This window comes from Leucobacter chinensis (assembly GCF_019049105.1).
Lineage (GTDB): Bacteria > Actinomycetota > Actinomycetes > Actinomycetales > Microbacteriaceae > Leucobacter_A > Leucobacter_A chinensis.
In genome coordinates this window covers 17,911-42,846 of record NZ_JAHQZR010000010.1, presented here as the reverse complement: position 1 = coordinate 42,846, position 24,936 = coordinate 17,911, and the positions used below count along the sequence as shown (strand labels likewise).

21 protein-coding genes are annotated in these 24,936 nt (G+C 62.8%); 14 read left to right on the top strand and 7 right to left on the bottom strand.

The features are described from left to right. Position 1: 1 nt before the first annotated feature. Positions 2–868 carry an ABC transporter ATP-binding protein gene (locus KTJ78_RS10445; protein WP_217135460.1) on the top strand — a complete coding sequence of 289 codons (867 nt, stop codon included), beginning with the start codon at positions 2–4 and terminating at the stop codon, positions 866–868. Here the strand turns inward: KTJ78_RS10445 and KTJ78_RS13995 are convergent. Next, positions 772–1,581 carry a helix-turn-helix transcriptional regulator gene (locus tag KTJ78_RS13995; RefSeq protein ID WP_217135458.1) on the bottom strand — a complete coding sequence of 270 codons (810 nt, stop codon included), beginning with the start codon at positions 1,579–1,581 and terminating at the stop codon, positions 772–774. The two genes, KTJ78_RS10445 and KTJ78_RS13995, sit on opposite strands and share 97 nt — an antisense overlap. A gap of 128 nt (positions 1,582–1,709) precedes the next feature. Between KTJ78_RS13995 and KTJ78_RS10435 the strand changes: the two genes are divergently transcribed. From KTJ78_RS10435 to KTJ78_RS10420, 4 genes are read left to right on the top strand one after another with little or no spacing between them, the layout of a single operon-like run. After that, positions 1,710–3,560: a siderophore-interacting protein gene (locus tag KTJ78_RS10435; RefSeq protein WP_217135456.1), complete on the top strand. Its 1,851-nt coding sequence runs from the start codon at positions 1,710–1,712 to the stop codon at positions 3,558–3,560. A gap of 4 nt (positions 3,561–3,564) precedes the next feature. Beyond that, positions 3,565–5,346 carry an ABC transporter transmembrane domain-containing protein gene (locus KTJ78_RS10430; protein WP_217135454.1) on the top strand — a complete coding sequence of 594 codons (1,782 nt, stop codon included), beginning with the start codon at positions 3,565–3,567 and terminating at the stop codon, positions 5,344–5,346. Continuing rightward, positions 5,339–7,111: an ABC transporter ATP-binding protein gene (locus KTJ78_RS10425; RefSeq protein WP_217135452.1), complete on the top strand. Its 1,773-nt coding sequence runs from the start codon at positions 5,339–5,341 to the stop codon at positions 7,109–7,111. Before KTJ78_RS10430 ends, KTJ78_RS10425 begins: the two co-directional genes overlap by 8 nt. Before the next feature lie 18 nt (positions 7,112–7,129). Then, positions 7,130–7,933, top strand: coding sequence for a GNAT family N-acetyltransferase (locus KTJ78_RS10420; protein ID WP_217135451.1), 804 nt, complete (start codon positions 7,130–7,132; stop codon positions 7,931–7,933). Here the strand turns inward: KTJ78_RS10420 and KTJ78_RS10415 are convergent. Further along, positions 7,918–9,363: an MFS transporter gene (locus tag KTJ78_RS10415; RefSeq protein WP_217135449.1), complete on the bottom strand. Its 1,446-nt coding sequence runs from the start codon at positions 9,361–9,363 to the stop codon at positions 7,918–7,920. The genes KTJ78_RS10420 and KTJ78_RS10415 overlap by 16 nt on opposite strands. Positions 9,364–9,887: 524 nt before the next feature. Here KTJ78_RS10415 and KTJ78_RS10410 point away from each other — a divergent pair. The 5 genes from KTJ78_RS10410 to KTJ78_RS10390 are packed head-to-tail and all read left to right on the top strand — an operon-like array spanning position 9,888 to position 15,470. Next, positions 9,888–10,916 (top strand): hypothetical protein, encoded by a 1,029-nt coding sequence (locus tag KTJ78_RS10410; protein WP_217135447.1) that lies wholly within the window; start codon positions 9,888–9,890, stop codon positions 10,914–10,916. Between the two features lie 6 nt (positions 10,917–10,922). Continuing rightward, positions 10,923–12,536: a hypothetical protein gene (locus KTJ78_RS10405; protein ID WP_369808068.1), complete on the top strand. Its 1,614-nt coding sequence runs from the start codon at positions 10,923–10,925 to the stop codon at positions 12,534–12,536. After that, the gene (locus KTJ78_RS10400; RefSeq protein WP_217135445.1) at positions 12,536–13,228 is read left to right on the top strand and encodes an ABC transporter ATP-binding protein; all 693 of its coding nucleotides are present in this window, start codon (positions 12,536–12,538) and stop codon (positions 13,226–13,228) included. The genes KTJ78_RS10405 and KTJ78_RS10400 overlap by 1 nt, the downstream gene beginning before the upstream one ends. Then, positions 13,225–14,526, top strand: coding sequence for an ABC transporter permease (locus tag KTJ78_RS13990; protein WP_217135443.1), 1,302 nt, complete (start codon positions 13,225–13,227; stop codon positions 14,524–14,526). Before KTJ78_RS10400 ends, KTJ78_RS13990 begins: the two co-directional genes overlap by 4 nt. Before the next feature lie 41 nt (positions 14,527–14,567). Then, positions 14,568–15,470 (top strand): hypothetical protein, encoded by a 903-nt coding sequence (locus KTJ78_RS10390; RefSeq protein ID WP_217135441.1) that lies wholly within the window; start codon positions 14,568–14,570, stop codon positions 15,468–15,470. On the opposite strand, the gene pdxY is transcribed toward KTJ78_RS10390, so the two are convergent. Next, the gene (gene pdxY, locus KTJ78_RS10385) at positions 15,467–16,318 is read right to left on the bottom strand and encodes a pyridoxal kinase PdxY (protein ID WP_217135439.1); all 852 of its coding nucleotides are present in this window, start codon (positions 16,316–16,318) and stop codon (positions 15,467–15,469) included. The genes KTJ78_RS10390 and pdxY overlap by 4 nt on opposite strands. Positions 16,319–16,485: 167 nt before the next feature. Here pdxY and KTJ78_RS10380 point away from each other — a divergent pair, with 167 nt between their 5' ends. The 3 genes from KTJ78_RS10380 to KTJ78_RS10370 all read left to right on the top strand — a co-directional run bounded on the left by KTJ78_RS10380 (position 16,486) and on the right by KTJ78_RS10370 (position 19,590). Continuing rightward, entirely contained in the window at positions 16,486–17,655 is a 1,170-nt protein-coding gene (locus KTJ78_RS10380; RefSeq protein WP_369808067.1) for a benzoate/H(+) symporter BenE family transporter, read from the top strand. Next, a complete protein-coding gene (locus tag KTJ78_RS10375) occupies positions 17,645–18,274 on the top strand; it encodes a hypothetical protein (protein WP_369808066.1) in 630 nt (209 codons plus the stop codon). Before KTJ78_RS10380 ends, KTJ78_RS10375 begins: the two co-directional genes overlap by 11 nt. A gap of 110 nt (positions 18,275–18,384) precedes the next feature. Next, entirely contained in the window at positions 18,385–19,590 is a 1,206-nt protein-coding gene (locus KTJ78_RS10370) for a CapA family protein (protein WP_254259606.1), read from the top strand. On the opposite strand, the gene KTJ78_RS10365 is transcribed toward KTJ78_RS10370, so the two are convergent. From KTJ78_RS10365 to mshD, 4 genes are all read right to left on the bottom strand, one after another. After that, complete coding sequence (locus KTJ78_RS10365; protein ID WP_217135435.1) at positions 19,577–20,491, bottom strand: diacylglycerol/lipid kinase family protein; 915 nt, start codon at positions 20,489–20,491, stop codon at positions 19,577–19,579. The two genes, KTJ78_RS10370 and KTJ78_RS10365, sit on opposite strands and share 14 nt — an antisense overlap. Positions 20,492–20,556: 65 nt before the next feature. After that, positions 20,557–21,522, bottom strand: coding sequence for an NUDIX hydrolase (locus KTJ78_RS10360; RefSeq protein ID WP_217135433.1), 966 nt, complete (start codon positions 21,520–21,522; stop codon positions 20,557–20,559). Then, positions 21,519–23,696: an RNA degradosome polyphosphate kinase gene (locus KTJ78_RS10355; RefSeq protein WP_217135431.1), complete on the bottom strand. Its 2,178-nt coding sequence runs from the start codon at positions 23,694–23,696 to the stop codon at positions 21,519–21,521. Before KTJ78_RS10355 ends, KTJ78_RS10360 begins: the two co-directional genes overlap by 4 nt. Positions 23,697–23,705: 9 nt before the next feature. Then, entirely contained in the window at positions 23,706–24,557 is an 852-nt protein-coding gene (gene mshD, locus KTJ78_RS10350; RefSeq protein WP_217135430.1) for a mycothiol synthase, read from the bottom strand. A 46-nt stretch (positions 24,558–24,603) separates the two neighbouring features. On the opposite strand from mshD, the gene KTJ78_RS10345 reads away from it, so the two are divergent. Next, entirely contained in the window at positions 24,604–24,900 is a 297-nt protein-coding gene (locus KTJ78_RS10345; RefSeq protein WP_217135428.1) for a hypothetical protein, read from the top strand. Positions 24,901–24,936 lie beyond the last annotated feature (36 nt).

The following is a 24,936-nucleotide window of genomic DNA, read 5'->3' as shown; positions in this document are numbered from 1 at the left end:
CATGCACGACCATCAAGAACCCTTTGACCGTGACCCCTCGAGCAGGCTGCGTATTGAACACGCAACCATCGGTTACGACCGTCGCGTGATTTCACGTGACCTCACGACCGCGATTCCTGCGGGGTCGTTCACCGCCATCATCGGACCGAATGGGTGCGGAAAATCGACGCTCTTGAGAGCCTTCGCTCGCGTGCTCACCCCGGCCGAGGGGCGTGTACTGCTCGACGGTCGTGCCATCTCGTCGATGCGCGCAAAAGAGGTCGCGCGTGAGCTCGGGCTGCTCGCCCAGACCTCGTTTGCTCCCGACGGCATCAGAGTTGCTGATCTCGTAGCCAGGGGCAGGGCCCCTCACCAGTCACTTCTGCAGCAATGGCAGCAGGCCGACGAAGATGCCGTGACAGCCGCACTCGCCGCCACAAACCTCAGCGACCTTTCTGGCAGGCTCGTTGACGAGCTCTCTGGTGGTCAGCGGCAGCGCGTGTGGGTTGCGATGCTTCTCGCGCAGCAAACGTCGATTATGTTGCTTGATGAGCCCACGACGTTTCTCGACATTGCACACCAGTACGAACTGCTTGAACTTTTTCGCACGCTGCATGAGGGCGGTAAAACGCTCGTTGCGGTGCTGCACGATCTCGGCCAGGCGGCACGCTATGCCGACCACCTCATTGTGATGCGAGACGGTCAGGTCGTGACGACGGGGCCGCCAGCCGAGGTCATCACGCCCGAACTTATCGAGCGGGTGTTTGGTCTGCGTTGCCTCGTGTTACCCGATCAGGTGACGGGAACGCCAACGGTTGTTCCACTCGACCCGAGAACCGTTTCGGGCCCCGCTGGTTCAGCGGCAAACGAGGTGGGGCTTACCCCGTAAAAGCCGCGAAATGTTCTCGCGAAGCTGTTCGGGTGCTGGTAGCCAACGCGAAAGGCGACCGAGGTGACCGAGGCGTCAGAGCGCAAGAGTTTTGCTGCGAGATGCATACGGCAGCGAAGGCGCCACTCGCGAAAGGTGAGCCCGGTTTCTGCGACAAAGGCACGCTCTAGGCTGCGGCAGCTCGTGTGTACCTCGAGCGCCCAGTCGACGGCTCTGCGCTCGTCGCCGGGGTTGAGCAGGAGGGCAGCCGCAACCGCTGCTGCGGTTGGCGTTGTGGGCAAGGGAAGGTCTTCTGGCATCGACGCTCCCCGCTCGAGAATTGAGAGTACCTGGCGCTGAATGTTGGCGCCGGGCTGAATGATCGTGCTGCGGCTCTGGTAGAGCGCTAGGAACATGTCTTGTTCCCTCTCGAGAATGCGCACCACCGTTGGTTCACGCAGTACGGTCGCCGTATGGTCGATGGGAAACCAGTACGGGAACACGACCGAATCAGGCCTCACCTCGAGTGCGTGGGGCGTCTCGACCGGTAACCAGAGAACTTCGCCCTCGTGCAGCACGGTGCTGCGGCCGGCGTGCCGAAAGAGGGTTGAGCCGCGCACCTGCCAGAACGCCATGTGCTGGTCGTCGTGGCAAATTTCAGGAACCGAGACCGCGGGAATGTGTAGCGGGATCTTGAGCGCTGGGCCTCCTGCGGTGGGTGTGCTCGGGGTCACCGTGCTCCTTTCTGTCGGGCTGGGCGCCGTAGCTGTCGAGTTCTGCTCTGCGCCATAAAACCAAGTTAGCCTAACCTATCTTAGGGCTGATGTTTGTCGGCCCGAGTTACGTTACCGAAGGAACCAGCATGGCCCGGAGTTTGCGCCCAATTGACGTTTTTCCGCTCACGACCCGCACCCTGAGCGTGCTTCGCGTCGTTGATGTAACCCCGGGTATGCGCCGCGTTACCCTGGGCGGCCCGTCACTTGCCGCACACACGGCCGAGAACGGGTACCACGTCGCTGCGTTTCGCTCTGACGGTGTTGACGACGAATTCAAAATTTTGCTCAAGCACCCCGACGCCGAGGTTGCGCTTGGACCAACCCAGGCTGATGGCCTGCTCGTGTGGCCACGCCACGACGAACATCTCGTCATGCGCACGTACTCGGTGAGGCGCTGGAACCCCGAGGCTGGTGAGATTGATATCGACTTTGTGTTGCACGGCGTCGGCGCAGCGAGCACGTGGGCGCGGCGCACCCAGCCAGGCGACCTTATGCAGATCGCCGGACCCAAAGCCTCGTCGGGCCACCCCGCCAGCGCTGACTGGACGCTTATTGCCGGCGACGAAACCGCGCTGCCCGCCATTGGCCGCTGGCTCGAAGAGTGGCCAGAGGGTGCGCGAGGGCAGGTCTTCATCGAAGTCGCCGAGCAATCGCACCGCCAAGAACTGCCAGTACTTCCCGGCGTTCAGGTCACCTGGCTTTTTCGAGACGGCGCAGAACCCGGCACGACGACGCTTCTCTACGATGCGATCACCGGGGCCGAATGGTGGCCAGGAACGGCCTTCGCGTGGGTCGCGGGTGAAACGCACACCCTCACCCCGATTCGCCGCTGGTTGCGCAATGAGCGCGGCCTTGGCAAGGATCAGGTCGAGGTAACGGGGTATTGGCGCCGACATGAGGTCGTGGCATCGACGAGCGACAACGCGGTTCCCGACGAGGCTGTACGTGAGAGCGCCCAAGAGAAGTTTTTGCAGCTCAGCGAGATCATGCCGGCCGTCACCATTCGCATTGCGGCAACCATCGGGCTCGCCGCCGCATTCAACAGTGCACCACGCACCGTCTCCGAACTCGCTGCGGCGACCGAGACCGACCCCGTAGGCCTCGGCAAGATGCTGCGATATCTCGAGTCTATTGAGCTGACCGAGCTGCACGATGACGGGCGCTACTCACTCACGCAGGCTGGCAAAGAACTCGAAAACGAGTTCATCGGTGAGATTCTTTCGCTTGACGGCCCGGAGGGCCATCGCGAACTCCACGGCCTTCTCGCCTTGCCAGCGGCAATTCGAACCGGCAAGGGAGACCATGCGGCCTGGTTTGGGGCCGGGTTCGAAGAGAGTGTGCAGAGCGACCCCGTGGCGATTCTCAAGCGCGTTGAGCACGAGGCCGAGGGTGCGGTCTATGTCACCGGAAGTGTTGCAGCGTCGCCGCTCTTCGAAGGGCTCGCATCGTTGCGCGTCGCTGGCCGAGCGGCCGGTGCGTTCGCTGAACGCATGGTCGCGGTGCACCCAGAACTGCGCGTGAGCGTGCTCGCGGCGCCGAGCGAACTCGCAGCGATGAGCACGGTGCACCCTGAGCATGAGCGCATTGTATTCGAGCCGGGAAGTCTGCTTGAGGTGAGACAGGAGCCGACCGATGGCTATCTCATCTGCGCGAGGGTTGAGACGCTCTCTGATGCCGATGCCGTGTTCATGCTGCGCCAGGCAGCAGCGAGCCTTACCGAGGGTGGCCGCCTCATCATCTTCGGTAGTGTGCTCGACCCCGACCAGGCTCACGACCACGACTTTGAAGAGGACCTCCTGCTCTTCTCTCTGAGCGGCGGTAGCGCACGTTTTCACGAGGAATACCTGAGCCTCTTTGCCGAGGCAGGCCTCGAACTGAGCGCGCAAGACACGGTTGGGTGGGGTCGAACGATCTACGCTCTGACGGCTCGCGCTTAGCCCAGTGGCTCAGCGAAAGGGTCAGGCGACCTGGGGTAAGTTCGAAGCGCCCGAGCACCCGCCCGCCGAGCCCCGCCTTTCACCTCGGTCGCGCATCGGAGCCGGGCAGCTGAGCCGTGACATCTTTCGCTCGGTTCGTGGCACCGTCGTCGCTGCCGCGGGGCTCATCGTCTTGTTTGATGTGGCGAGCATGCTCGTGCCCGTAAGCATCGGAACGATTGTCGAGACAGTGATCGCCCCGGCGGCATCTGGAAGAGCTCTCGCTTTGCTGTGGCCAGCGATTATTATGGGGTTCGGCTCACTCATCGGACTTTTTGTGCTCATGAACCTGGGTAACCGCTTCGGCAGCCGCCTGGGCTGGCTCGGAGTACAACGGGCAAAGTACGAGCTAACGCAGCGGGTGCTCGAACGTCTCGTCGATGAGCGGGGCCTCTCGGGCGACGAGTGTCACCCCGGTGCCCTGCTTGCGGTCGCCACGGGTGACGTGCATCGGGCATGCCTCGTGCTCTACCTCGTTGTGTACCCGCCCGCGCAACTCATCGGTCTCGGCGTTGGTGTTGCGGTGCTCTGCTCGATTCACCTGGGTCTCGGCATCGCGGTTCTCGTCGGCCTCCCGCTCGTGCTGATGTTTAGCGCCCTGATCGCGCGCCCCTTGCAGCGCCGCAGCATCGCCGAACAGGCCGAGGTCGCCGATGCTGCGGCGAGCGCTGCCGATCTCATCTCGGGTTTCCGGGTGATTCGAGGCTTGCACGCCGAACAGATAGCGACGAGTCGCTATCGCGCAAAGAGTCGTGCTGCCCTCGGCTCGACGCTTCGCGCTCGCGAGGCTCGTGCCGCTTTCGAAGGAAGCACCGACGCGTTGACCCAGCTGAGCGCGGCGGTCATCGCGGTCGCGGCGACCTGGCTCTCGCTATGTGGCACCATCTCGGTGAGTGATCTCGTCACCGTCGCGGGTATCTCAGTCGCACTCATCGGGCCGCTTGAGTCGCTCACGAGCTCGGTGGGCGCCTTCTGGGCCGTGTCGCAGGCCTCGGCCGGGCGCATTACGGCCTTGCTCGCAACCGGGGCAAACCCTGCTTCGTCGGGTGAAGCGGCTCTGGGAGCATCGGGCAGTGGGCTGAGCCTGACCTCACTTGAGGTGAGTGAGGGGCGGTACCTCTCTGCCGAGATCGGCGCCACTGAGTTCGTTGTCTGCTCCCTCACCAAGCGCGAAGCGGCTGAGTTGAGCGCATTGCTCTCGCTCGAACGTCTTCCCGCAACGGGCGAGGCGAGATATGGCTCGCGCGCTATTACCGAATACCGCCCCGAAGCGCTGCGGGAGCGGCTGCTTGTCGCCCCGCGCTCGCCGGCGCTGTTTCCTGGCACGGTGCTCGAGAATGTTGCCTTGCAGGCGGATCACCCCTGGCCGAGCCAAGCGCACACGGCCCTGACCGCGGCTGCGCTCGCCGAAGCCGAATTGCCCGGTGGGTACGAATGTCAGGTGAGGGGTGGCGGCCGTGAGCTCTCGGGCGGCCAACGCCAGCGCATCGCTTTAGCCCGGGCGCTCGCCGCCAACCCCGACGTGCTCGTGCTCAATGACCCGACGAGTTCGGTCGACACGGTAACCGAGGTGCGTATTGCGCGTGCGATCCGCGACCTGAGAGCGGGGCAGCGCACCCTCGTGGTGACCGATTCGCTGGCGTTTGCCCAGATTGCCGATCGGGTGATTAGCCCACACACCGGGCTTGACGATTCGCCGCGTGGGCACTGCGAGGTGAGCCTCGAGCGGAGCAAAGACGATGGCTGACCAGGTACTGTTGCCGATTGCCAGTGGGGCCGAGGTGACGCGAGACCTTTGGCGAAGACTTCGCGGGCGTCGGCTCGCGCTCGCCTGCGTGCTCGGCCTCTGCATCGCTCAGGCCGCGGCGGCGCTCGTGTTCGCCCTCGTTATGGGCAGGCTCGTTGATCTCGTGATCGAAACTGCGCCGCTTGTGAACGGGGCCTGGAGTGCGATGTGGCCTGCTGCCTCGCTCATGGTGGTGGCCGCGTTCGCCTCGGGTGCACTCACGGTATGTACGGCGACGCTGCTCGCGCGCATTGCAGAGACACTCATCGCGCAACTCCGTGAAGATTACGTCGGGGCGGCGCTGAGGCTCCCCCGAGCGACCATCGAGCTCGCGGGGCCGGGAGACGCGGTGACGAGGGCTTCAGACGATATCGCGCACATCTCAGCAAGCCTGCCAGAAGCGCTTCCACGGTTGTGTGTCTCGGCGTTCACGGTGCTCCTTGCGGGAGGCGGCGTCGCGACGATTCACCCGCGCTTTCTCATCATCTTCGCGCTCACCGTTCCGCTCTACCTCCTGACACTTCGCTGGTACTTTCGAACGGCCCCCGCGGTATATGCCGCCGAGCGAGAGCAGCAATCGCTGCGCGCCGAGGCCGTGCTCGACACGCTGACCCAGCTTCGCGCGGTGCGGGCGCACGGCCTCGCCCGCACGCAGCTTGACCGTATTGGTGCTGCAGGGTGGCAGTCCGTGCGCTGGGCAATGCGTGCCAGAATCGTGCAAAATCGGCTCTTCGGCAGGCTCAACATCGCCGAGGCGGTGGGGCTCTGCGCGTGCCTCACGGTGGGCCTTATGCTGGCGATGCGTGGCGAGGTGAGCCCGGGCGAGGTGACCGCCGCGGCGCTCCTCTTCGTGCGCATTGTGGTTCCCATCGAGGGGTTGCTCGGGGTGCTTGACGACGTCCAGTCGGCCCTTGCCTCGCTGGCGCGGGTGATCGGGGTCACGCTCGCGGCCTCGGCTCGAGATGATCCGCCAGGTGAAGCCGTGAATCCTTGCCGACAAGTAACAGCGCAGCCAACGAGTGAAACGATGGCAGTGAAGCTGAACGGCGTCAGTTTTTCGTACGACGGGCGGCGTGCTGCGCTCAGCGACATCTCGCTTGCGGTTCCCCGTGGCGGGGTACTGGCGGTTGTCGGGGCAACGGGGTCAGGAAAATCGACGCTCGCGGCAGTCATCGCCGGCGTTCATGAGCCAACGAGAGGCCGGTTCGAGCGTTCGGTTGACGAACGCAGGGTCGTGACGCTGGCCCAAGAGCCGCACGTGTTTGCTGGCTCGTTGCGCGAGAATCTCGCGCTTGCGGCCCCCGGCGCAACAGACCGTGAACTGCTCGCGGCGCTCGAGCGGCTGGGTTCAGCAGAGCTTCCCACGTTGCTTGCCGAGGGGCTTGATACCGTGCTTGGCGTTGGCGGTGCTCAACTCACCGCGGCGCAGGCCCAGGAGGTTGCGCTTGCACGGGCGCTGCTCGCCGACCCAGAACTTGTCATTCTCGACGAAGCGACTGCTGACGCCGAAAGTGCCAGCAGCGCCCGTCTCGACGACGCCGTCGCGACGGTGATCGCTAACCGCAGCGCGGTAATCATCGCTCACAGGCTGAGCCAAGCGCTCATCGCCGATGAGATAGCGGTGCTCGAATCGGGGCGGCTCATCGAGCTCGGTGATCACGAGACACTGCTTGGGGCTGGCGGGGCATACGCACGCTTGTGGGCGGCAAGTGCGGGGCGCGAGTGATCGACTAGGGTCGAAACCATGCAAGACGAAGCAATGACCATTGCGGCTCGCCATCACTTTCTCGAGACCCACCTCGTGCGAGGGGTACGCAGGGGTGAGAGCCCCACGCTCGCCTGGGCACGTACCGGCGCACCGCACCCCGAGCTCAACCGAGTGCTCTGGGTCACGCCGGGCGAGATCGATCGGTCACTCGAACGCATGCACGGGGTGCCGGCGCTCTGGGCGCTCTGGCCAGAGACCGAGGGGTACGCCGAGACTGAGGCTGCCGCTCGCGATGCCGGTCTCAGCTTCATCGAGGAGGAGCCGCTCATGGTGCTGCCCCTCACCGGGGTGAACGCGGCCGAGAGCTTCGCACCCGAGCCCGCCACGGGCGAAGCGGGCGACGACGGGGTGCGTCTTGAGGTGTGCCGCACCGAGGCAGAACTCATCGAGTGGGCGGCGTTCTGGGCTGCCGAAGACGCTCAGCCCGATGATGTGCCGCGCATCGTCGCGGCGCTTGCGCCCTTCGCGGGTCTCACGAGTCTCGCCGGTGCCGTGGGCGACAGGGCCGTGACCCACCTCGTTGCCAGGAGCGGCGACGCGGTGATTGGCTGCGCCGCCGCCGTGGTCGTGGGAGCCTCGGCGGCGGTCGAACACGTCATCGTCGACGCTGAATGGCGGTCGCGGGGCATCGGTTCCCGGCTGACGCGTGCCGCGATCGATGTTGCCTCGCAAGCCGGCGCCGACGCTTGCGTGCTCACCGCTTCGCCCGACGGTGAGGGGCTGTACCGCAGGCTCGGCTTCACTGAAGTGTGCCGGGTGCGCAGCTACGGCCTCGCGTGATGTGGGCGCTTTTTCGTGACCGCGAACGCGGTGCCGATACCGAGCGCTGTGAGCACCGCGATGCCCAGCACGAGCCACCGCGCAGAGGCGGCAGGGTCGGCGCCACCGAGCAGGAGCAGGTTTCCCGCGAGCGCTGAGGTGAGCGTGAACGCGATGAGTTGCGTTGTGCTCACGGCGGCCGCGGCCTTCGCGCTCTCGCCGGGGTCATCGCTACTGCTCATCGCTGCGACGGTGAGGTGCGGAAACGCGAGGCCGATGCCCGCTCCCGCGACGAGCAGCAACACCGCCCAGACGATAACCGTGGTGGTGCTGGCCCCCGCGACAAGCAGCAGGCCGTAGCCCGTGAGCCCCGCCGTGAGAAGTGCCGGTCCCGTGCATACGAGCGCCCTCGCGGTCGCTGCACCCACGTTGGCGCTGAAGAGCTGCCCGCCGACCCAGCCGATCGACAGGGTCGCCCCGAGCATGCCCGCGACGAGCGGCGAGAGCCCGCCAAGCTGCTGCCCGAACAGCGGTATGAAATTCTCGGTCATGACCCCGGCACAGAGCGTGGCCACGGTGAGGTAGATCCACTTCAGCGAACTGCCGCGCTGGTAGGCGAGGCGGGGCAGCACCCCGTGTTGGTCCCGTGAGTCGATGAGAAGAAAAGCGGTGAGCAGCAGCAGCCCCGCCCCGATCATCACGAGCACGAATGCTCCCGAAAGAATCGAACTGAGGCTCAGTGCGGCCGCCGTGAGGGCGAGCGTGGTCATTGACGCGATGGGAAGCGGTGCGGCTGCCTGCGCATCAGGCCGCTTCGCGGGCAGCGTCTTGAATGCGACCACGGCGAGCACGAGGGCGAGGGCGGCAAGCACCCCGAAGGCTGCACGCCAGGTGCCTGCCTGCGCGAAGGATCCGCCAACTATCGGGCCTACGAGAGCCCCGACGCCGAACATGGCCGTGATGAGGCTCGTCGCGCGAATCCAGAGCTGTGCCGGCAACACCGAGCGGATCGTCGCGTAGCCAAGCCCCGTGAGCAAGCCCGCGCCGATGCCCTGGAGCGCGCGGCCCGCGATGAAGAGCTCCATGGTTGGGCTGAGGGCGCCGAGCGCCGTTCCCGCAGCAAACGAGACGTAGGCGCCGATATAGGAGCGACGAGCGCCCCGTGTGCCGATGAGTCTGCTCACGAACATGGTCGCGATGACCGCGGTGATGAGGTAGCCAGTTGAGGCCCATGCGTAATAGCGCTCGCCGCCGAGGTCAGCAACAACCGAGGGCATGAGCGCCGCGGTGAAGTAGAGGTTCATGGCGTAGAGGGCGACGCCGCTCGCCATGACGAGAACTGCTGAGAAGTACTGTCGCGAGAAGAGTGCACTCCAATTAGTTCCGGAGTGAGCTGGCAGCGGCGTTGGGGCAGTGTCTGGGGTGGTGGAATCTGGATGATGGTGACTCATGAGGTTAACGGTAAAACTTCAAGTGCACTTGAAGTCAAGCGATGTGAGATATGGGACTTTCGGTTGGGCAATTCTGCAAGCTGACGATCAGCGCAGGCCGGTGAAGTTCCGTGGTTACTCCAAGTGAACTTCATGGGTGTGCCTCGGCCCGAACAGAGAGTGAGGCACAGGATGCATTACACGCCAACTGAGCTTCTCGAAGCAGAAGTCATCGAGTGCATTGAGTGCGGTTGCCTGTCGCTCAACACCTGTCGCTCAACACCTGTCGGGTGTTGAATCCCGGCGATACGCTCGCCGGAGAAGGGCCCGGGGCGCGCAGGCTGCAGGTCGACTGACGAGGCGTGCGGCCAAGAACGCGGCACACATCGTGACCATATGGTTACCTTGGAAAGTGCCGAATTACGGGTAGTCCGGTGGGGGCTCTCGGGTAGGATTCCCAGCAGATGTGGTTGGCGTACGCCGGTGCATGTCTCTCTTTTGGGGCCGGGAGATTCCTTGCCAAAGCGTTATTTGAAAGGCCAAACATGCGCCGGAACAGACTCATCTTTGCAACACTCGCCACCGTTGGTGCTGCGACTCTCGTGCTGAGCGGTTGCTCGTCAAACACAGAGCCCAATGATGAAGATCATCCTCTCACTCCATACTTCACCGCGATTTACGCGGGCCAAGATATGACTCAAGAAGATTATGACAAGCAGCACGCTGATGAGCAGGCCCTCATTGCTGAGTGCATGGTGAAGCAGGGGTTCGAGTATAAGCCCGACACCAATGGCGGTGTCATCGTCTACGAAGAAGAAGACACCGAAGAAGATTCGGGGCCTGAGTGGGGCACTCTCGAGTTCGCTAAAGAGTACGGGTACGGCATTGTCGACTGGCCTGGCATGAACGATATGCCTACTCCTTCTGAAGATGAAGGAGAGGAATACTTCGATCCCAATGAGGATTACGTCATGTCGCTCAGCGAGTCTGAGCAGCAGGCCTACTACGAAGCGCTTTCGGGCCCTGGGCCCACCGATGAGCAGATGGAACTGATCGAAGAGGGCGGAGACTTTGACTGGGATTCACTCGACCAGGGCTGCTACGGTGAAGCGCAAAAAGAGACCCAAAACAACCCCGCCATGGATCTTTACGAAGATCCAGAATTCACTGATTTGATGCAAGACATTGAAAACCTGTACAACGATATGCAGGACGACGAGCGTATCAAGAAGCTCAACGGTGATTGGGCTGAGTGCATGGCCAAAGAAGGGCTAAGCGACTACAGCGATCGTAACCTCGCACAGGAATCTCTCCAGGAAGAGTGGAACGAGAAGACCGAAGAGCTCAATGCGAACAACGGTGAGAATGACGAGTGGAAAGAACCGTCACAGGACGTCAAAGACGAGTTTCAGAAACGCGAGATCGAGGTTGCTGTTGCCGACTTCACCTGCGCTGACAAGCTGAAGTGGGACAAGATCAACAGTGATGTCGACATCGACCTCTCGCAGGCCTTCGTTGACAAGAACAAGGCTCAGCTTGATGCCATGGTCGCAAAATACGGGCAGAAGAAGTAGGCCTCAGTGAGTGAAGAATCGCAGCAGCCCCTCAGCAAAGACGAGAAGGCTGCGGCAAAAGCCGCCGCGCAGGAACAGGCCAGAGCTGACAAGGTCGCGGCCCGCGAAGCCAGGGACTCGGTGCGTGCTGAGAAAAAACGTGAGCAGGGTGAGGTAAAAGCCGCACGCGCTCAGGAGCGTGCAGAACGCAAAGCTGAAGCAGTGAAGCGTAAGCAGGCAAACGCCCAAGACGGTGATGAAGCAGGGGCTCCCTCAAAGAAAGCATGGGCGGGGCCGAGACTCGTCGCGCTCATCGCCGGTGTCGCGGTGGTATCACTGCTCGCTGGTATTCTTGTCATGCAGTTCATCGTCTCGCCGGCTGAACTCGCCGCGAGAACCGAGGCACCCGAGGCCGGCCCCATCACGGCGCCGGTCGAGAAGCGCGCAATTGAAAACACCGTCGTGATGCGCGGCGAGGTCACCTATGCTGACCCGGTTGAGCTTGAGATCGATACTGCGGGGCTCGCAGAGCGTGCCGTTGTAACCGGCCACGTGCCCGACGAGGGTGCGATTTTTGAGAGCGGCAATATTGCTCTCGAAGTTGCTGGTCGCCCGGTGCTCGTTCTTCCCGGCGAGCTGCCGGCATACCGCAACCTCAGCGTTGGCCTGCGCGGCCCCGACGTTGCGCAGCTCAAAGCGGCCCTTGCGGCGCTCGATATTTGGGCTGGCGACCAGTCAAGCGACGTGTTTGAAAACGATACTGCTTGGGGCGTGCAGGCACTCTACGAGCGTGCAGGCTACGACGCTCCCACCGGAGGAGAAGAGGCGCGCGATGCCTTACGTGGCGCCGAGCGGGCAGTGCGCGACGCGAACGTCGGCGTTTCGCAGGCGCAAGCCGATCTTCGTGCTGCTCGTGAGGAACAACAAGACGAATCAGTTGCACTCGCGCAGTTGCAAACTGCGAACGAGACCCTTGGCGACGCTCAGCGTGAGCTCGGCGAGGCGCAGATCGCGGTCTTACCATCGCTCCCTTCGAGCGAGGTTGTCTTTGTTGCCTCCTTGCCAAGGCGCGTCGACAGTGTTTACGTGAAGCGCGGCGACGTGCTGCAAAACAATGCCATGAGCGTTTCAGGTGCGACGCTCACCATTTCTGGAACCGTTGCGAAGCAAGACGCTGAACTGCTCAAAAAAGATACTGTTGGTTTCTTCCCGGGACCCGACGGTGATGAGCTTGAAGCCAAGGTTTCGGCAATCACCGAGCCCAAGGCTGGTAAAAAGAATGATGAAGGTGGCGGCGAGCAGCAAGGATCTCAGGGCGGTGACTCGGGTGGCCGCTATACCGTGACCTTTGCGCCGGGTGAGCTTACGTCAGAACAGATCGAGGCGCTTCGCGGAACGAACGTGCGCGTGCGAGTTCCGGTTGAAGCAACTGACGGTGAGGTGCTCGCGGTGCCGATCGCGGCTCTGTCGGCCGGTTCGGCTGGCGACAACCGTATTGAGCTGCTCACGCCGACAAAGAAAGACCCCTACGCAACCGAGATCATCGAGGTGAAGGTTGGGCTTGCTGCCGACGGATTTGTCGAGATCAGTGCGAGTGACAAGCGTATTGAGTCGGGCGCCAAGATCGTTGTGGGTCGCTAGTGGAGCCAGCGAAACTCGATGGCCCGCTCGTGGTGCTCGACGACATCACGCGCATTTTTCCTGGGCCTCCCGCAGTGCACGCGTTGCGTGGCGTTAACCTGACGGTTGAGCGCGGCGATTACCTGGCGATTGTCGGTCCCTCTGGCTCGGGTAAATCGACCATGCTCAACACGCTCGGTCTGCTCGACAGGCCGAGCACAGGACGCTACCTGCTTGAGGGCATTGACACTTCTACGCTTTCAGAAGATGAGCGGGCCGAGCTGCGCGGTGGTCAGATCGGGTTTGTGTTCCAGTCATTCCACTTGTTGCCGCATCGCACGGTGCTCGACAACGTCATGCTTGCCACGGCGTACGCACAAGTGCCCAAGGCCGAGCGCAAAGAGCTCGCCCTCGCCGCACTCGAGCGGGTTGGCCTGAGCCACCGCGTGCACTTCTCGCCGAGCACACTCTCTGGTGGTGAGCGGCAGCGAGTGGCTGTCGCCCGCGCCGTGAGTACCTCACCGAAGTTGCTTCTTGCCGACGAGCCAACGGGCAACCTCGATAAAGAGAACTCGAGGCGAGTCATGAGGCTTTTTGATGAGCTTGGGGCCGATGGACTCACCATCATTATGATTACCCACGACCAGGCTGTTGCCGAGGCTGCTGGGCGTCGCGTGCGTATTAGCGACGGAGAATTGTTGGAGATCGAGTGAACGAATTACAAACCGAAACAGAGGAGCCATCGCGCCGGTCACGGCTCGCAGGCTTCTCCTGGCGGCCCCGTCGTTCACGAGTCAAAACAGGCTTCACCACCCAAGACCTCGTGCACGAGGCGCTCGAAGGGGTCGCGGCAAGGCCCTCACGACTCATCATTACGCTCGTGGGCACCGTGCTCGGCATCGCCTCACTCGTGCTGACAATCGGTCTCGCCCAAACCGCCGCAGGCCAGATCTCGCAAAAATTTGACTCGGTCACTGCGACACGTGTGACGGTTGAACCGGGCAAGGCTGATGGCCCAGGGAATACAGAGCGGGTCACACAGCGGCTGCCCTGGGACGCGGTCGAGCGAGTCTCGCAGATCGCTGGTGTTGAAGGCTCAACGCTCATTGCTGAGCTTTCTCAGGGGCTCAGCGTTGACGCTGTGCAGGTGCAAGACCCAGGAGCCGTCCCTGAGGCGCCGCCAAAGGTGATTGCAGCTTCTGCCGGTCTCATGGATGTGGTGAGCGGATCGCTGTCGACCGGCCGCTTTTTCGACGAAGGTCACGCTGAACGCGGTGATCGTGTCGTGGTGCTCGGCAAGAAAGCCGCCGAGAAGCTCGGCATCAACCGAGTGACCGGGCAACCGGCCATTTTTATCGACGATCGTGCCTACACCGTGATCGGTATTCTCGACGAGGTGGGGGTGCGCGAAACGCTGCTCGACTCGGCCATTGTTCCCATCACCACGGCTCGGCAACAGCTTGGTCTCACGAAGCCGCAAAACCTGGACATTCGTATTCAGATTGGTGCGGGCCCAGTCGTGGCTAAGCAAGCTCCCATCGCCTTGAACCCGAACAGTCCTGAGGGCTTCAAGATTGGTGCCCCCGCGAGCATGAGCGAACTGCAGGGCAGCATGGAGGCTGACTTCAATGTGCTCTTCATCGCGATTGGCGCGGTTGCGCTGCTGGGCGGTGGCATCGGCATTGCCAACGTGACGCTGCTGTCGGTCGCTGAACGACGCTCAGAGATCGGGTTGCGCAGGGCACTCGGTGCTCGCACGAAACACATCGCGCAGCAGTTCATGCTCGAGTCGCTCATTACGGGTGTTCTCGGCGGGCTTATCGGTGTCTCGGTGGGGCTCATTGGCTTGCTCATTATCTCGGTCATTCAAGAGTGGACCCCGGTTGTTTCGTGGTGGGCTGCGCCCGCCGGAGTCGTGGTTGGCGCTATTGTAGGTTTAGCGGCGGGCACCTACCCGGCGTTAAAGGCTGCTCGCATCGAGCCCGTCGACGCCTTGCGCGACGCTCGCTAGCGGCACTCACCATCACAGTTTTGAGTCGGGGGAAAGCGCTTTTGCAGAAACGACGTTCGGTAGGTTGGGCTGCCCTGACCCTCATGGTGGGTACGCTGGCGCTCACCGCCTGCGCGCCCGAACTGCCGATGCCCCCGGTTCTCCCGCCAAGCGAGACCGAAGAAGTCGAGCCTGAAGAGCACCCGCTCAGCTGGTATATCGACCAGGTGTGGAACGAACAAGAGCGCGCGGCCGGCGCCGAGAGCATTATCGCTGGTTGCATGGCCTTTAACGGCTTCGACTACAAGCCTGAGGTGGCTGCAAAAAAGGCCGAACGCGATATGAGCGATGACGAGGTGCTCGAGGCCGCTGAGAAGAGCGGCTACGGGGTGACCGATGACTATGTCACCCAACTCGGTGAAAACCTGCAAGAGGTGACGGGCGCCAACGCTGAGTACTTTGAGAAGCTCAGTACAACGAAGCAGAAGGCATATCTCGATGCTCTTGACGGCACCCAAGAAAATGGTTTTGAGGGCTGCCGTAGCGAGGCTCAGCTTTTTACGATGGATCATGACCCGGCACGCATTTACCAGGATGACGATTTTCGTGACCTGGTCACAGCACTCGGAGCGCTGCCCGAAACTATTTCAACCGACGCTCGCAGCGTCGCTCTCAACGTCGAGTGGGCCGCGTGCATGCGTGAGGAGCGACCGATTCGGAGCACCGAACGAGCAGACGTTTCCGAAGAGGTGCGTGAGAATCTGCAGGAACTCGGCGACCCGAGCGAAGCAGAACTTGCCGAATTCCGTGAGTTAGAAGTTGCGATTGCGACCGCTGACGCGACGTGCGCGAAGTCGATCGGCTGGAGCGAGAGGATCGCCGAGGTGCGTGACGAGTATGAGGCTCGCTTCGTCGAAGAGCACCTCGACGATCTCGAAGCGGTCGTTGACCGCTATGGGCTCTAGCGAATCTTGCGCACCTCAAACTGCATCTCTGGGTGAGCGTAGGCCTCCTGCGACTCGATGAGCTGCAGCTCGCGTTCGCCCGAAGCCAGGGTGTTCTCGAGCAGAGCAAACACGCTCGACACGGTCTTCGCTAGGGCGAGGGCCGCATCATTGGTCTTTACAAAGTGAGCAGTGAAGAGGGCGGCGGTCACGTCGCCCGAACCGTTCGCTTTCATCGGCAGGTGAGGGGTCTGCACGATCCACGCGCCCTCATCGGTCACGGCGAGCATCTCGATCGTGTTCTCAGGACGGTCGGGGCGTGCAACGCTCGTGACGAGCACGTGCTTTGGCCCAAGTTCGCGCACGAGATCGACCGAAGCGAGGGTCTCATCGAGGGTCTGCGGGTTCGTGTTCGTCAAGAAGCCGAGCTCGAACTGGTTTGGGGTGATGAGGTCGGCCTTCGGGATCACTCGGTCACGAATGAGCTCCTGTACCTCGGTAGCAACGAAGCAACCTGATGAGGCGTTGCCGAGCACGGGGTCGCACGCGTAGATCGCTTTGGGGTTGCGCTCCTTGACGAGGGCAACCGCGTCGAGAATGGCATCGCCGATATCGTTGCCGCCCTGGTAACCCGAGAGTACAAACTCGACATCAGCGAGCCCGTCGCGCTCGTCAATGCCGGTGACAATTTCGCGCACGGTTTCGCCGCTCATGAGTGGGCCACGCCACGCGCCGTAACCGGTGTGGTTCGAGAACGCGACGGTTGCGACGGGCATGACATCGATGCCGATGCGCTGCAGAGGAAACACGGCTGCCGAGTTGCCGACGTGGCCGTACGAAACTGATGATTGGATTGAGAGAGCTTTCACCTCTCGATCATTCCACATTTCTCAGGGGCGAAATAGACCAAGTGGCTCAAAAGTGACGAAACCAGCGGCTTCGATTGCGTGAGAAGAGAGCTTGGCCCTCTCGCTCGAGGAGCGTGTGCAACAGCGCCGAGTGCGCCAACATGTCTGAGCACTGCAATAATGGCTCTGTGAAAGATTCACTCGCACAGCCAGTCAGCGTTGGCATCGTGACCGCATTGGTGGGGTTCACGAGTTCATTTGCCGTCGTACTCGCGGGTCTCGCCGCCGTCGGCGCCACACCTGCACAGGCAACGCTCGGCCTTATCGCTCTCAATGTCACCCAGGGCCTCGCGACAATCTGGTTGAGCTGGCGCCATAAGGCTCCGCTCCTCACCGCATGGTCGACGCCGGGGGCTGCGATTCTCATCGCGACAGCTGGGGTGGCAGGCGGATGGAGCGCAGCGATCGGGGCTTTCGTCGTGGGTGGTTTGCTCGTGGTGCTTACCGCTGCCTGGCCCATGCTGGGGCGGCTCATTCAGGCGATTCCTGCGAGCGTGGCGCAGGCGATGCTTGCCGGTGTGCTCATGATGATCTGTTTGCAACCGGTCATCGCTCTCGCCGATAACCCGCTCTGGGTTGCTCCCATTCTCGTCGTGTGGCTCGTGCTCTCACGTTTCTTGCCTCGCTGGGCCACCCCTGCAGCTTTTGGGCTCGCGCTCGTGCTCATTGCGAGCGCCGTGATTGCCGGCGGGCAGGGCTTTAGCGTTCCTGCCGTTGAACCAGTCTTTGTGATGCCAACCTTTGAGGCTTCAGCCATTATCGGTATTGCTGTGCCGCTCTACATCGTCACGATGGCCTCGCAGAACGTTCCCGGTGTCGCCATCATGAAGGCCCAGGGCTACGAGGTTCCGTGGCGTGAATCGCTGCTCGTTACGGGCGTCGGCACGGTCGCCGGTGCTCCCGCTGGTGGTCACATGATTAACCTCGCCGCGATCACCGCGGCGCTGCCGTCGTCAGCAGAGGCACACCCGAACCCCGAAAAGCGGTGGATCGCCGCCCACACCGCCGGGTACACCTACCTCGTGCTTGCGGCGCTGACACCCCTGCTCACCGCAGCGGTCGCGGTTGCGCCCGCGGGCATCATTGAGACGGTCGCTGGTCTCGCGCTCATAGGCACCCTCGTGTCATCGCTCGCCGCGGCGTTCGCCGATCCGCAGATGCGCATTGCGACGGGCGTAACGTTTCTTGTCGCTGCGAGCCCGGTCGTGATCTTCGGTATTGGCTCGGCGTTTTGGGGCATGGTCTTCGGTCTGCTGACGTGGAGCCTTTTCAGGTACGGTGGTCGTCGTGCAGCGTGAATTTGTGAGGCCTGTCGTGAAGCCGGGCGAGATGTTTGACCGTTTTATTGGTGACGAAGATCCCGCGGTGAAAGTCGCCGCTGCCCACGACACCGCGTGGGCTCTGCTCGACCGCGTGCACAGTATGGCCGACCCTGACCTCGTGCAGCGAGTGCTGCGCCTTGTCGAGGCAGAGGGTATCGACGACATTGCGCGTCTCTGGTCGAACGCCCACGAGGCCTCGCTGCCGGGCTTGCTGTGGCGACTGTACCTTTTGCAAACGGTCGTCTCTGGCGACCCTGAGCAGGCAAGCGTCATGTTCGACCACGGGAATCTCGCGATCTCGACCATTGACCCCATTGTTGCGGGGGCCCAGGTGCCGATCACTCCAGAGACGGTGCGATTTATGTGTGACGAGATTCTGCGGGGAGCCTTTACCGGTGACTTTGCGATTGCCCTAGAGCGAGCTGCGAGTGCGAGCGAGGTCTTTGCCGTCGGCGCTGCCGATCTCGCTGATCGCCGAGAAGTAACCGACGAGCAACAGGCGACGAGGCTCACCAGGCAGGCACTCCGTTTTTCAGAGATTGCTGAAGATTTTCGGTCTGGGGCCAGGGCATGGCGCACCGGTCTAGTACACTAGAAAGCGCCGGGCCACAGTAACCCCGGGCTCCATCTTTTGCCGCTTCGAGCGGACCTTCGCCGAGAGGCGTTCTGTGGCTCGGTCTTTTCTTTTGCTTTACACTGAAGCCTATGCGACTCATGTTGACGAGCTGTGCCATTGTCGGCACAGTACTGCTTGCACTCACGGGCTGTGCCCCCGAACCCGAGCCAGAGGCTCCTCAACCGGTCGAAGAGGCACCCGCCCCTGAGCCAGAACCCGAACCAGAACCGGTCGAGCAGCCGGGCAAGGGGCCTGAGTGTCCCACCGATCACTGCGTTTCGGTGACCGTTTCAGGCGACCTGCTGTTTCATGAAGGTCTCTGGAGCGGCTTCGCCGTGCCCACCACGGCCGAGGGGCACAATTATGACTTCTCGTCACTCATGGAGGGCATGAAACCATACCTCGACCGAGCCGACCTCAACATCTGCAACATGGAGACGCCGCTCGCTGATTTCGGCGGCCCGTACAGCGCCTTCCCAATGTTCTCTGTGCCACCGGAGGTGGCTTTTGCGGCGGCAGACGTTGGATACGACGTGTGTACCACCGCGACAAACCACGCTGTCGATCAGGGCACCGAGGGGCTCGTGCGAACCCTCGATATGCTCGACGCGGCTGGCATTCAACACACCGGCACGGCGCGCACCCCTGAAGAAGACGATGAGGTGCTGATCGTTGAAGCCAACGGCGTGAAGATCGGTATCGTTGCAGCCACCTTCTCGTTGAACGGGCTCTATGCCGAACACGATTGGCAGGTCGACTACCCGCTCATGCCAGAGCTCGCGATCGAACGGGCGCAGAAGGCCCGTGAACTGGGCGCCGAGATCGTTATTGGAGCGCAGCACGTTGGCACAGAGTACACGACTGAGCCGAACTGGGAGCAGGTCGATAACGCGACGGCGCTTGCCGAGAGCGGTGCCTTCGACTTCATCGTGAATCACCACTCGCATGCTCCCCAGCCCTTCGACGTCATCAATGACACCTGGGTGTTGTACGGCACCGGCAATGCGATCAGCGAGTCGGCCCCAGAGGAGCGGCATCTGAACAATGAGTTCGTGTTCACCCGGGTGCAGTTCGCTCAGCAGGACGATGGCTCCTGGGCCACGAACGACATTGCCTGGGCAGCGGCAACGAATCGCCAGAACGGTGACTACCATTGGTGCTCGGTTGCCTCTGACGCGCCTCAGGGAGTCTGCCAGGGTGAGGCCTTTGACGCTGACGTGCGCACGCGCACTGAAGCGACGATGACCCGCTTCGAAGCGCCCCTCGTGCGTGAGTGGCGAATTACCGACGAGTAGTGGGGCGCCAGAGCATGAGCGCTGCGGGTTGCACGACGATGTCAACGGGGCCAACCCCGAGCACGTCGCCGTCGGCATAAACCTCGAGGTCGTCACCGCCGATGGTCATAGCACCGTGTCGCTCGATCTGAACCTCTGGAAGGTGCTCGTGGCGGGCCGTCGCGAGCAACGGCAGTACGCTGAAGATGCGTCTCCTGGTTGCTCGCGCAACGGTGATGACATCGAGCAAACCGTCGTGAGGGCTTGCCTGTGGCACGAGGCGAATACCCCCTCCAAGCATGGGTGTGTTCATGACGGTCATGAGAAGCTCGCTGGTGTCGCGCACCCGGCCGCCGCGGGTGAAGCGGTACCGATCGAACCTGCCACGCAGTAGCTCGCGCACGAGGGCGACCTTGTAACCGAGTGATCCCACCGAAAGCCGGTAAGCGTTCGCCCTTGCGTTCACTCTCGCAACGAGGCCAAAGCACACGTGTGCTGCGAACCAGAGTGGCCGTTCGAGACTTGCGTGACCGATCGTCCCGGCGTCGACCGCGACCGGGTGGGGGAGCGAAGCGATGAGCTGCTCGCTAAACACCCGTGGCGACGAAGCGAAGCCGAAAGCCGAGGCAAAGTCGTTGCCGGTGCCGGCGGGAAACACCGCGAAGGGTTTTGCCCGAAACGCGCTGAGCTGCACCATGCTCGCGACGAGGCCGTCGCCGCCAACGAGCACGAAGCCATCGACCCGTTCGGCGATCTCGGCGACGCGAAGCTCGCACCCCTCGCGGCTCGGGTTCTCGACCACCTCGCAGTGAAGCCCAAGCGAGGTAAGCGCCGTGACCAGGGAGCGCCCGGCTGCACGCGCTCGACCGCGCCCAGAGGCGGGGTTGATAACGACGCCGAGCGTGGGCGAATGAGCGGTCACGGTAGCATCGTACCCGACAATGGCTCTGGCAGCGGCATGCGCCCGGGGTCAACGGAGTCGTCGCGTTAAGCCTTGATCGGGTAGGTCTCGACCGAGACAATACCCTGCTCAGAGGGTGCCTTGCTGATGTGAAACACCGAGAACGCGGCAGGCGGCAACTCGGTCGCCTCGGTGAGATAGCGGCCTGGCCGTGTTCGGTTCACCGCGGCGATCTCGCGCGCAAGGTCGGGAAGCACGGGGCGGTGTGAGCAAATGATGGCGTTCGTCTCAGTGGCGAGCACCTCGTTCACGAGCTCGCGGAGCCCCGAGACGTCACCCTCATCCCAGGTATCCTGGCTCACTTCAGGGGCAAGTCGAGGGGTGATCTCGAGTAGCTTGGCCACCGGATCCACCGTTTCTGCGCAACGCGTCGCGGGCGAGGTGACGATCGTCTCGGGGCTGAACGCGGCGAGCACCGGGGCAATCGTTTGGGCCTGCTTAACGCCCGAGGCGCGCAGCGGTCGCAGCGCGTCTTGGGTGAAGGCCTCGCCTCGCGGCTCCGCTTTGGCGTGGCGCAGGAGAATCACTCCAAAGGTGTCTTGCGCCCCGGCCACGACAAGCTGCTCGAACACGCCAAAGAGCTCTTGGTCTGCGGGGTAGGTGAGGCGGTCGCGCACCTTCTCTACGCGCACCCACTTCACGCGTTTGACCTCATCGTTCGGCTCAAACTCGTAGTCGCCGAAGTGCTCGGCGCTCACGTGGGCCGCCCAGTACTGCACGGTCTTGGCGATAGCGTCGCCGACCGTGTAGTTGATCGTGCCGAGGGTCGTACCGAGGGCGAGGTCGAGCCCCGTCTCTTCTTCGGTCTCGCGCACGGCGGCCGCGGGGAGGCTCTCGCCCTTGTCGAGCTTGCCCTTCGGGAAGCTCCAGTCGTTGTGCTTGCGGCGCCGAATGAGCAGCACCTTAATGCCACCCGACTTGGTGTACCGCCACGGCACGGTTCCCGCCGCGAGCACGGTCTTCTGTGGCGCGGCCTGGGCTGCGGCACTCATTCAGTCACCTGAACCGAACGGTTGCGCCTCGCCCTCGCGAGCGTTCTGAAGTTCATGACGAGGTCTTGCACATCGGGCAACTGCTCGCCCTCGGCGTTCTCGTTACGGCGCTTCCACGTATCGTCGCTTTGCAAGTGCCACGATGCAACATCGTCGCTGAAAGCCCAGCCGAAGAGCTTGTCGATGCGGGCAATATGGTCGGGGTCATTGAGGCGCACGAGCACCTCGATGCGGCGGTCGAGGTTGCGGTGCATGAGGTCGGCACTGCCGATGAGCACGTCACGCTCACCGCCATCGTTCAAGAACCCGTAAATGCGCGAGTGCTCGAGGTAGCGGCCGAGCGTCGAACGCACACGAATGTTGTCGCTGAGGCCCGCGACACCAGCGCGGATCGAGCAGATGCCACGCACCCACACGTCGATCGGTACGCCCGCCTGGCTCGCGAGGTAGAGTGCGTCGATGACCTCTTCGTCGACCATTGAGTTCGCCTTGATGATGATGCCACTCGGGCGACCCTCGCGGGCGTTCTCGGCCTCGCGGTAGATGCGCTTGAGCAGCCCAGATCGCAGCTTGAGTGGGGCGACCAGCAGGCGCGAGTACTTCTTTTCAAGCGCGTAGCCCGAGAGTACGTTGAAGAGCTTCGTCACATCGCGGCCCACGTCGTCGGCGCTCGTGAAGAGGCCGAAGTCTTCGTACACACGGCTCGTCTTGGGGTTGTAGTTGCCCGTGCCGATGTGGCAGTAGGTCACGAGCCTGCCGCCCTCTTCGCGAATGATCTGGATGAGCTTGCAGTGGGTCTTGAGCCCCACGAGCCCGTACACGACGTGCACGCCGGCGCGCTCCAGTTTCTTGGCCCACGTAATGTTCGCCTCTTCGTCAAAGCGAGCCTTAACCTCGACGAGCGCGAGCACCTGCTTGCCAGCCTCTGCAGCCTTGATGAGCGCCTCAACGATGGGGCTGTCGCCCGAGGTGCGGTAGAGGGTCTGCTTGATCGCGAGCACGTTCGGGTCGGCCGCGGCCTGCTCGAGAAACGCCTGCACGCTCGTCGCAAACGACTCGTACGGGTGGTGCACGAGCAATTCATTGCGGCGGATCGCGGCGAAGATATCGACCTGGTCACCCGGCGACGGCGGCTGCAGTCGGGGGTGGGTGACGGGCAGGTGCGGGCGGTACTTGAGGTCTGGACGATCGATGCTTGAGACCGAGAAAAGCCCACTCAGATCGAGTGGTTCGGGCAGCACGAAGACCTGGTCGTCGGTGATCTCGAACTCGCGCACGAGGAGCGCGAGCGTATCGTCGTCCATGTCATCAGAGACCTCGAGGCGAATTGGTGGGCCAAAACGGCGGCGCAGCAGCTCTTTCTCGAGCGCCTGAATGAGGTTCTCGGTCTCGTCTTCTTCGATCTCGACGTCTTCGTTTCGGGTCACGCGAAACACGTGCGTGTCAACGACCTCCATGCCGGGGAAGAGCCCGCCGAGCTGCTCGTCAATGAGGTCTTCAAGCGCGATGTACCGAATGTCGTCGCTCGTCTCGCGACGGTCGACCCGCACGTACCGCGGAATCATTTGCGGCACCTTGAGGCGGGCGAACTCGATCTTGTCGGTCTTCGGGTTGCGCACCCGAATCGACATGTTGAGGGCACGGCCGGAGATGTAGGGGAAGGGGTGAGCGGTGTCGACGGCGAGTGGCATGAGCACGGGGTAGATGCGCTGCTCGTAGTAGTCGGTCAAGACGGCCCTGTCGGCGTCGTCGAGGTCGGCCCATGAGGCGAGCCTGATGCCGGCATTCGCGAGCCCGGGCTTTACCTCTGAGAGGTAGCAGGCCGCGTGCCGTTCCTGCAGCTCGCGGGCGCGCTCCATGATCTCGGCGAGCAGCTCGCCTGGCGCGCGGCCCGTGTTCGTGGGCACCGCGAGTCCCGTGACGATGCGACGCTTGAGGCCGGCTACTCGAACCATGAAGAACTCGTCGAGGTTCGAAGCAAAGATCGCGAGAAACTGCGCCCTCTCAAGGAGCGGCACGGCTGGGTCTTCGGCAAGCTCAAGCACGCGCTGGTTGAAGGCAAGCCAGCTGAGCTCGCGGTCAATGTACCTCTCGAGCGGCAGCGAGGCTGCGTCGACAACCTCGATGACTCCAGTCTCAGGAAGGTCGGTGGCTGCGGTGGCGTCGTTCGTCATGACCCCATTCTATTCAGGGCGTGCGCGAAGCCATTGTGTGCTGCGTAACGCTGTGGTGAACAGTGCATGACGGTACAGTGCCAACGCCGGTTCGTTGTCGCCCTCCACATAGAGCGTCACGCGCTCGGGCCGGTGCTCTGCCATGCGTGCCATCGTGATGCCGAGCAGTGTCGTGCCGAGCCCACGGCCAGCGGCCTCGGGATCGACGCCGATGACGTAGAGCTCGGTCTCGACCGCGCCCGAAACCGAACGGGTGGTTTTGATCCACGAGAATGCGAGCAGGGTCTCGCCCTCGTACACCAGAAAGAGGTCTTTCGGGTCAAACCACGCTTCGCGCGTGGTCTGCTCGAACTCGGCGAGCGTGAGCTGCCCCTGCTCAGGGTGCGACGCGAACGCGCGCGCGTTGACCCCGATGAGGTCGCGCCCGTGTTGAGCGTTTGCTGAGTCGTAGGTTTCGAGCGTGAGCCCCTCGGGGAGTGGCCTCACGCTCACGTCGGCGAGTTTTTCGCCGGGGAGTTCAAGGCGCAGCAGCGTGCGAACGGGCGCGAAGCCGCGCGATGCGAGCATGTGGCTCGCCACCGGGTTTTCGCCGTGCGCCCAGGCGAGCACCGCCTGGCCCTCGGCGTGGCCGAGTAGTTCGTCGAGCAGGGCAGAGCCGAGCCCCCTCCCGCGCGCATCTGGGTGAACGACGAGGTCAACTTCGCCTGAGCCTACGATGCCGACCGCAGTGAGGTCACCCACCTCGCGGGTGACGATCTCGCGGGCTCCAGACGCAGCTTCACGCTGTGCCTGGTCAGAGATGGCAGGAAAACCGTCGTGGGCTTCGGCAACGCGAAGCAGCTCTTTCATCGCCTCGTTCATAATTGCCAGTCTACTGACCGGGCCCTGCTCGGCTACTGTTAGAGGTATGACTGAAACCAGTGTGCCCGCGCAGGCGGTCTCTGAGACCGACCGCCATATCGCGCGAACGATCATCGCGTGGCTCTGGGCCACACTCAGCGCGGTCGCCGTTGTCGTCTGGGCTCCAGCGGGTCAGCGCTTCGAATGGCTCACCCTCGCGATCGGTGGAACGATTCTGTGCGCGTTCATGCTGCAACTCGGCACGGCCCAGCGTGATGGCTTCATCTCACGTCTGTCATACAGCATTGTCGGCGGATCAATCTTGATCGCCCTGGTCGAGCTCGTCGCATTCCTCGTCGAGTAGCGGTAGACTGGGTGTTATGGATTCATTGTTTGCGCT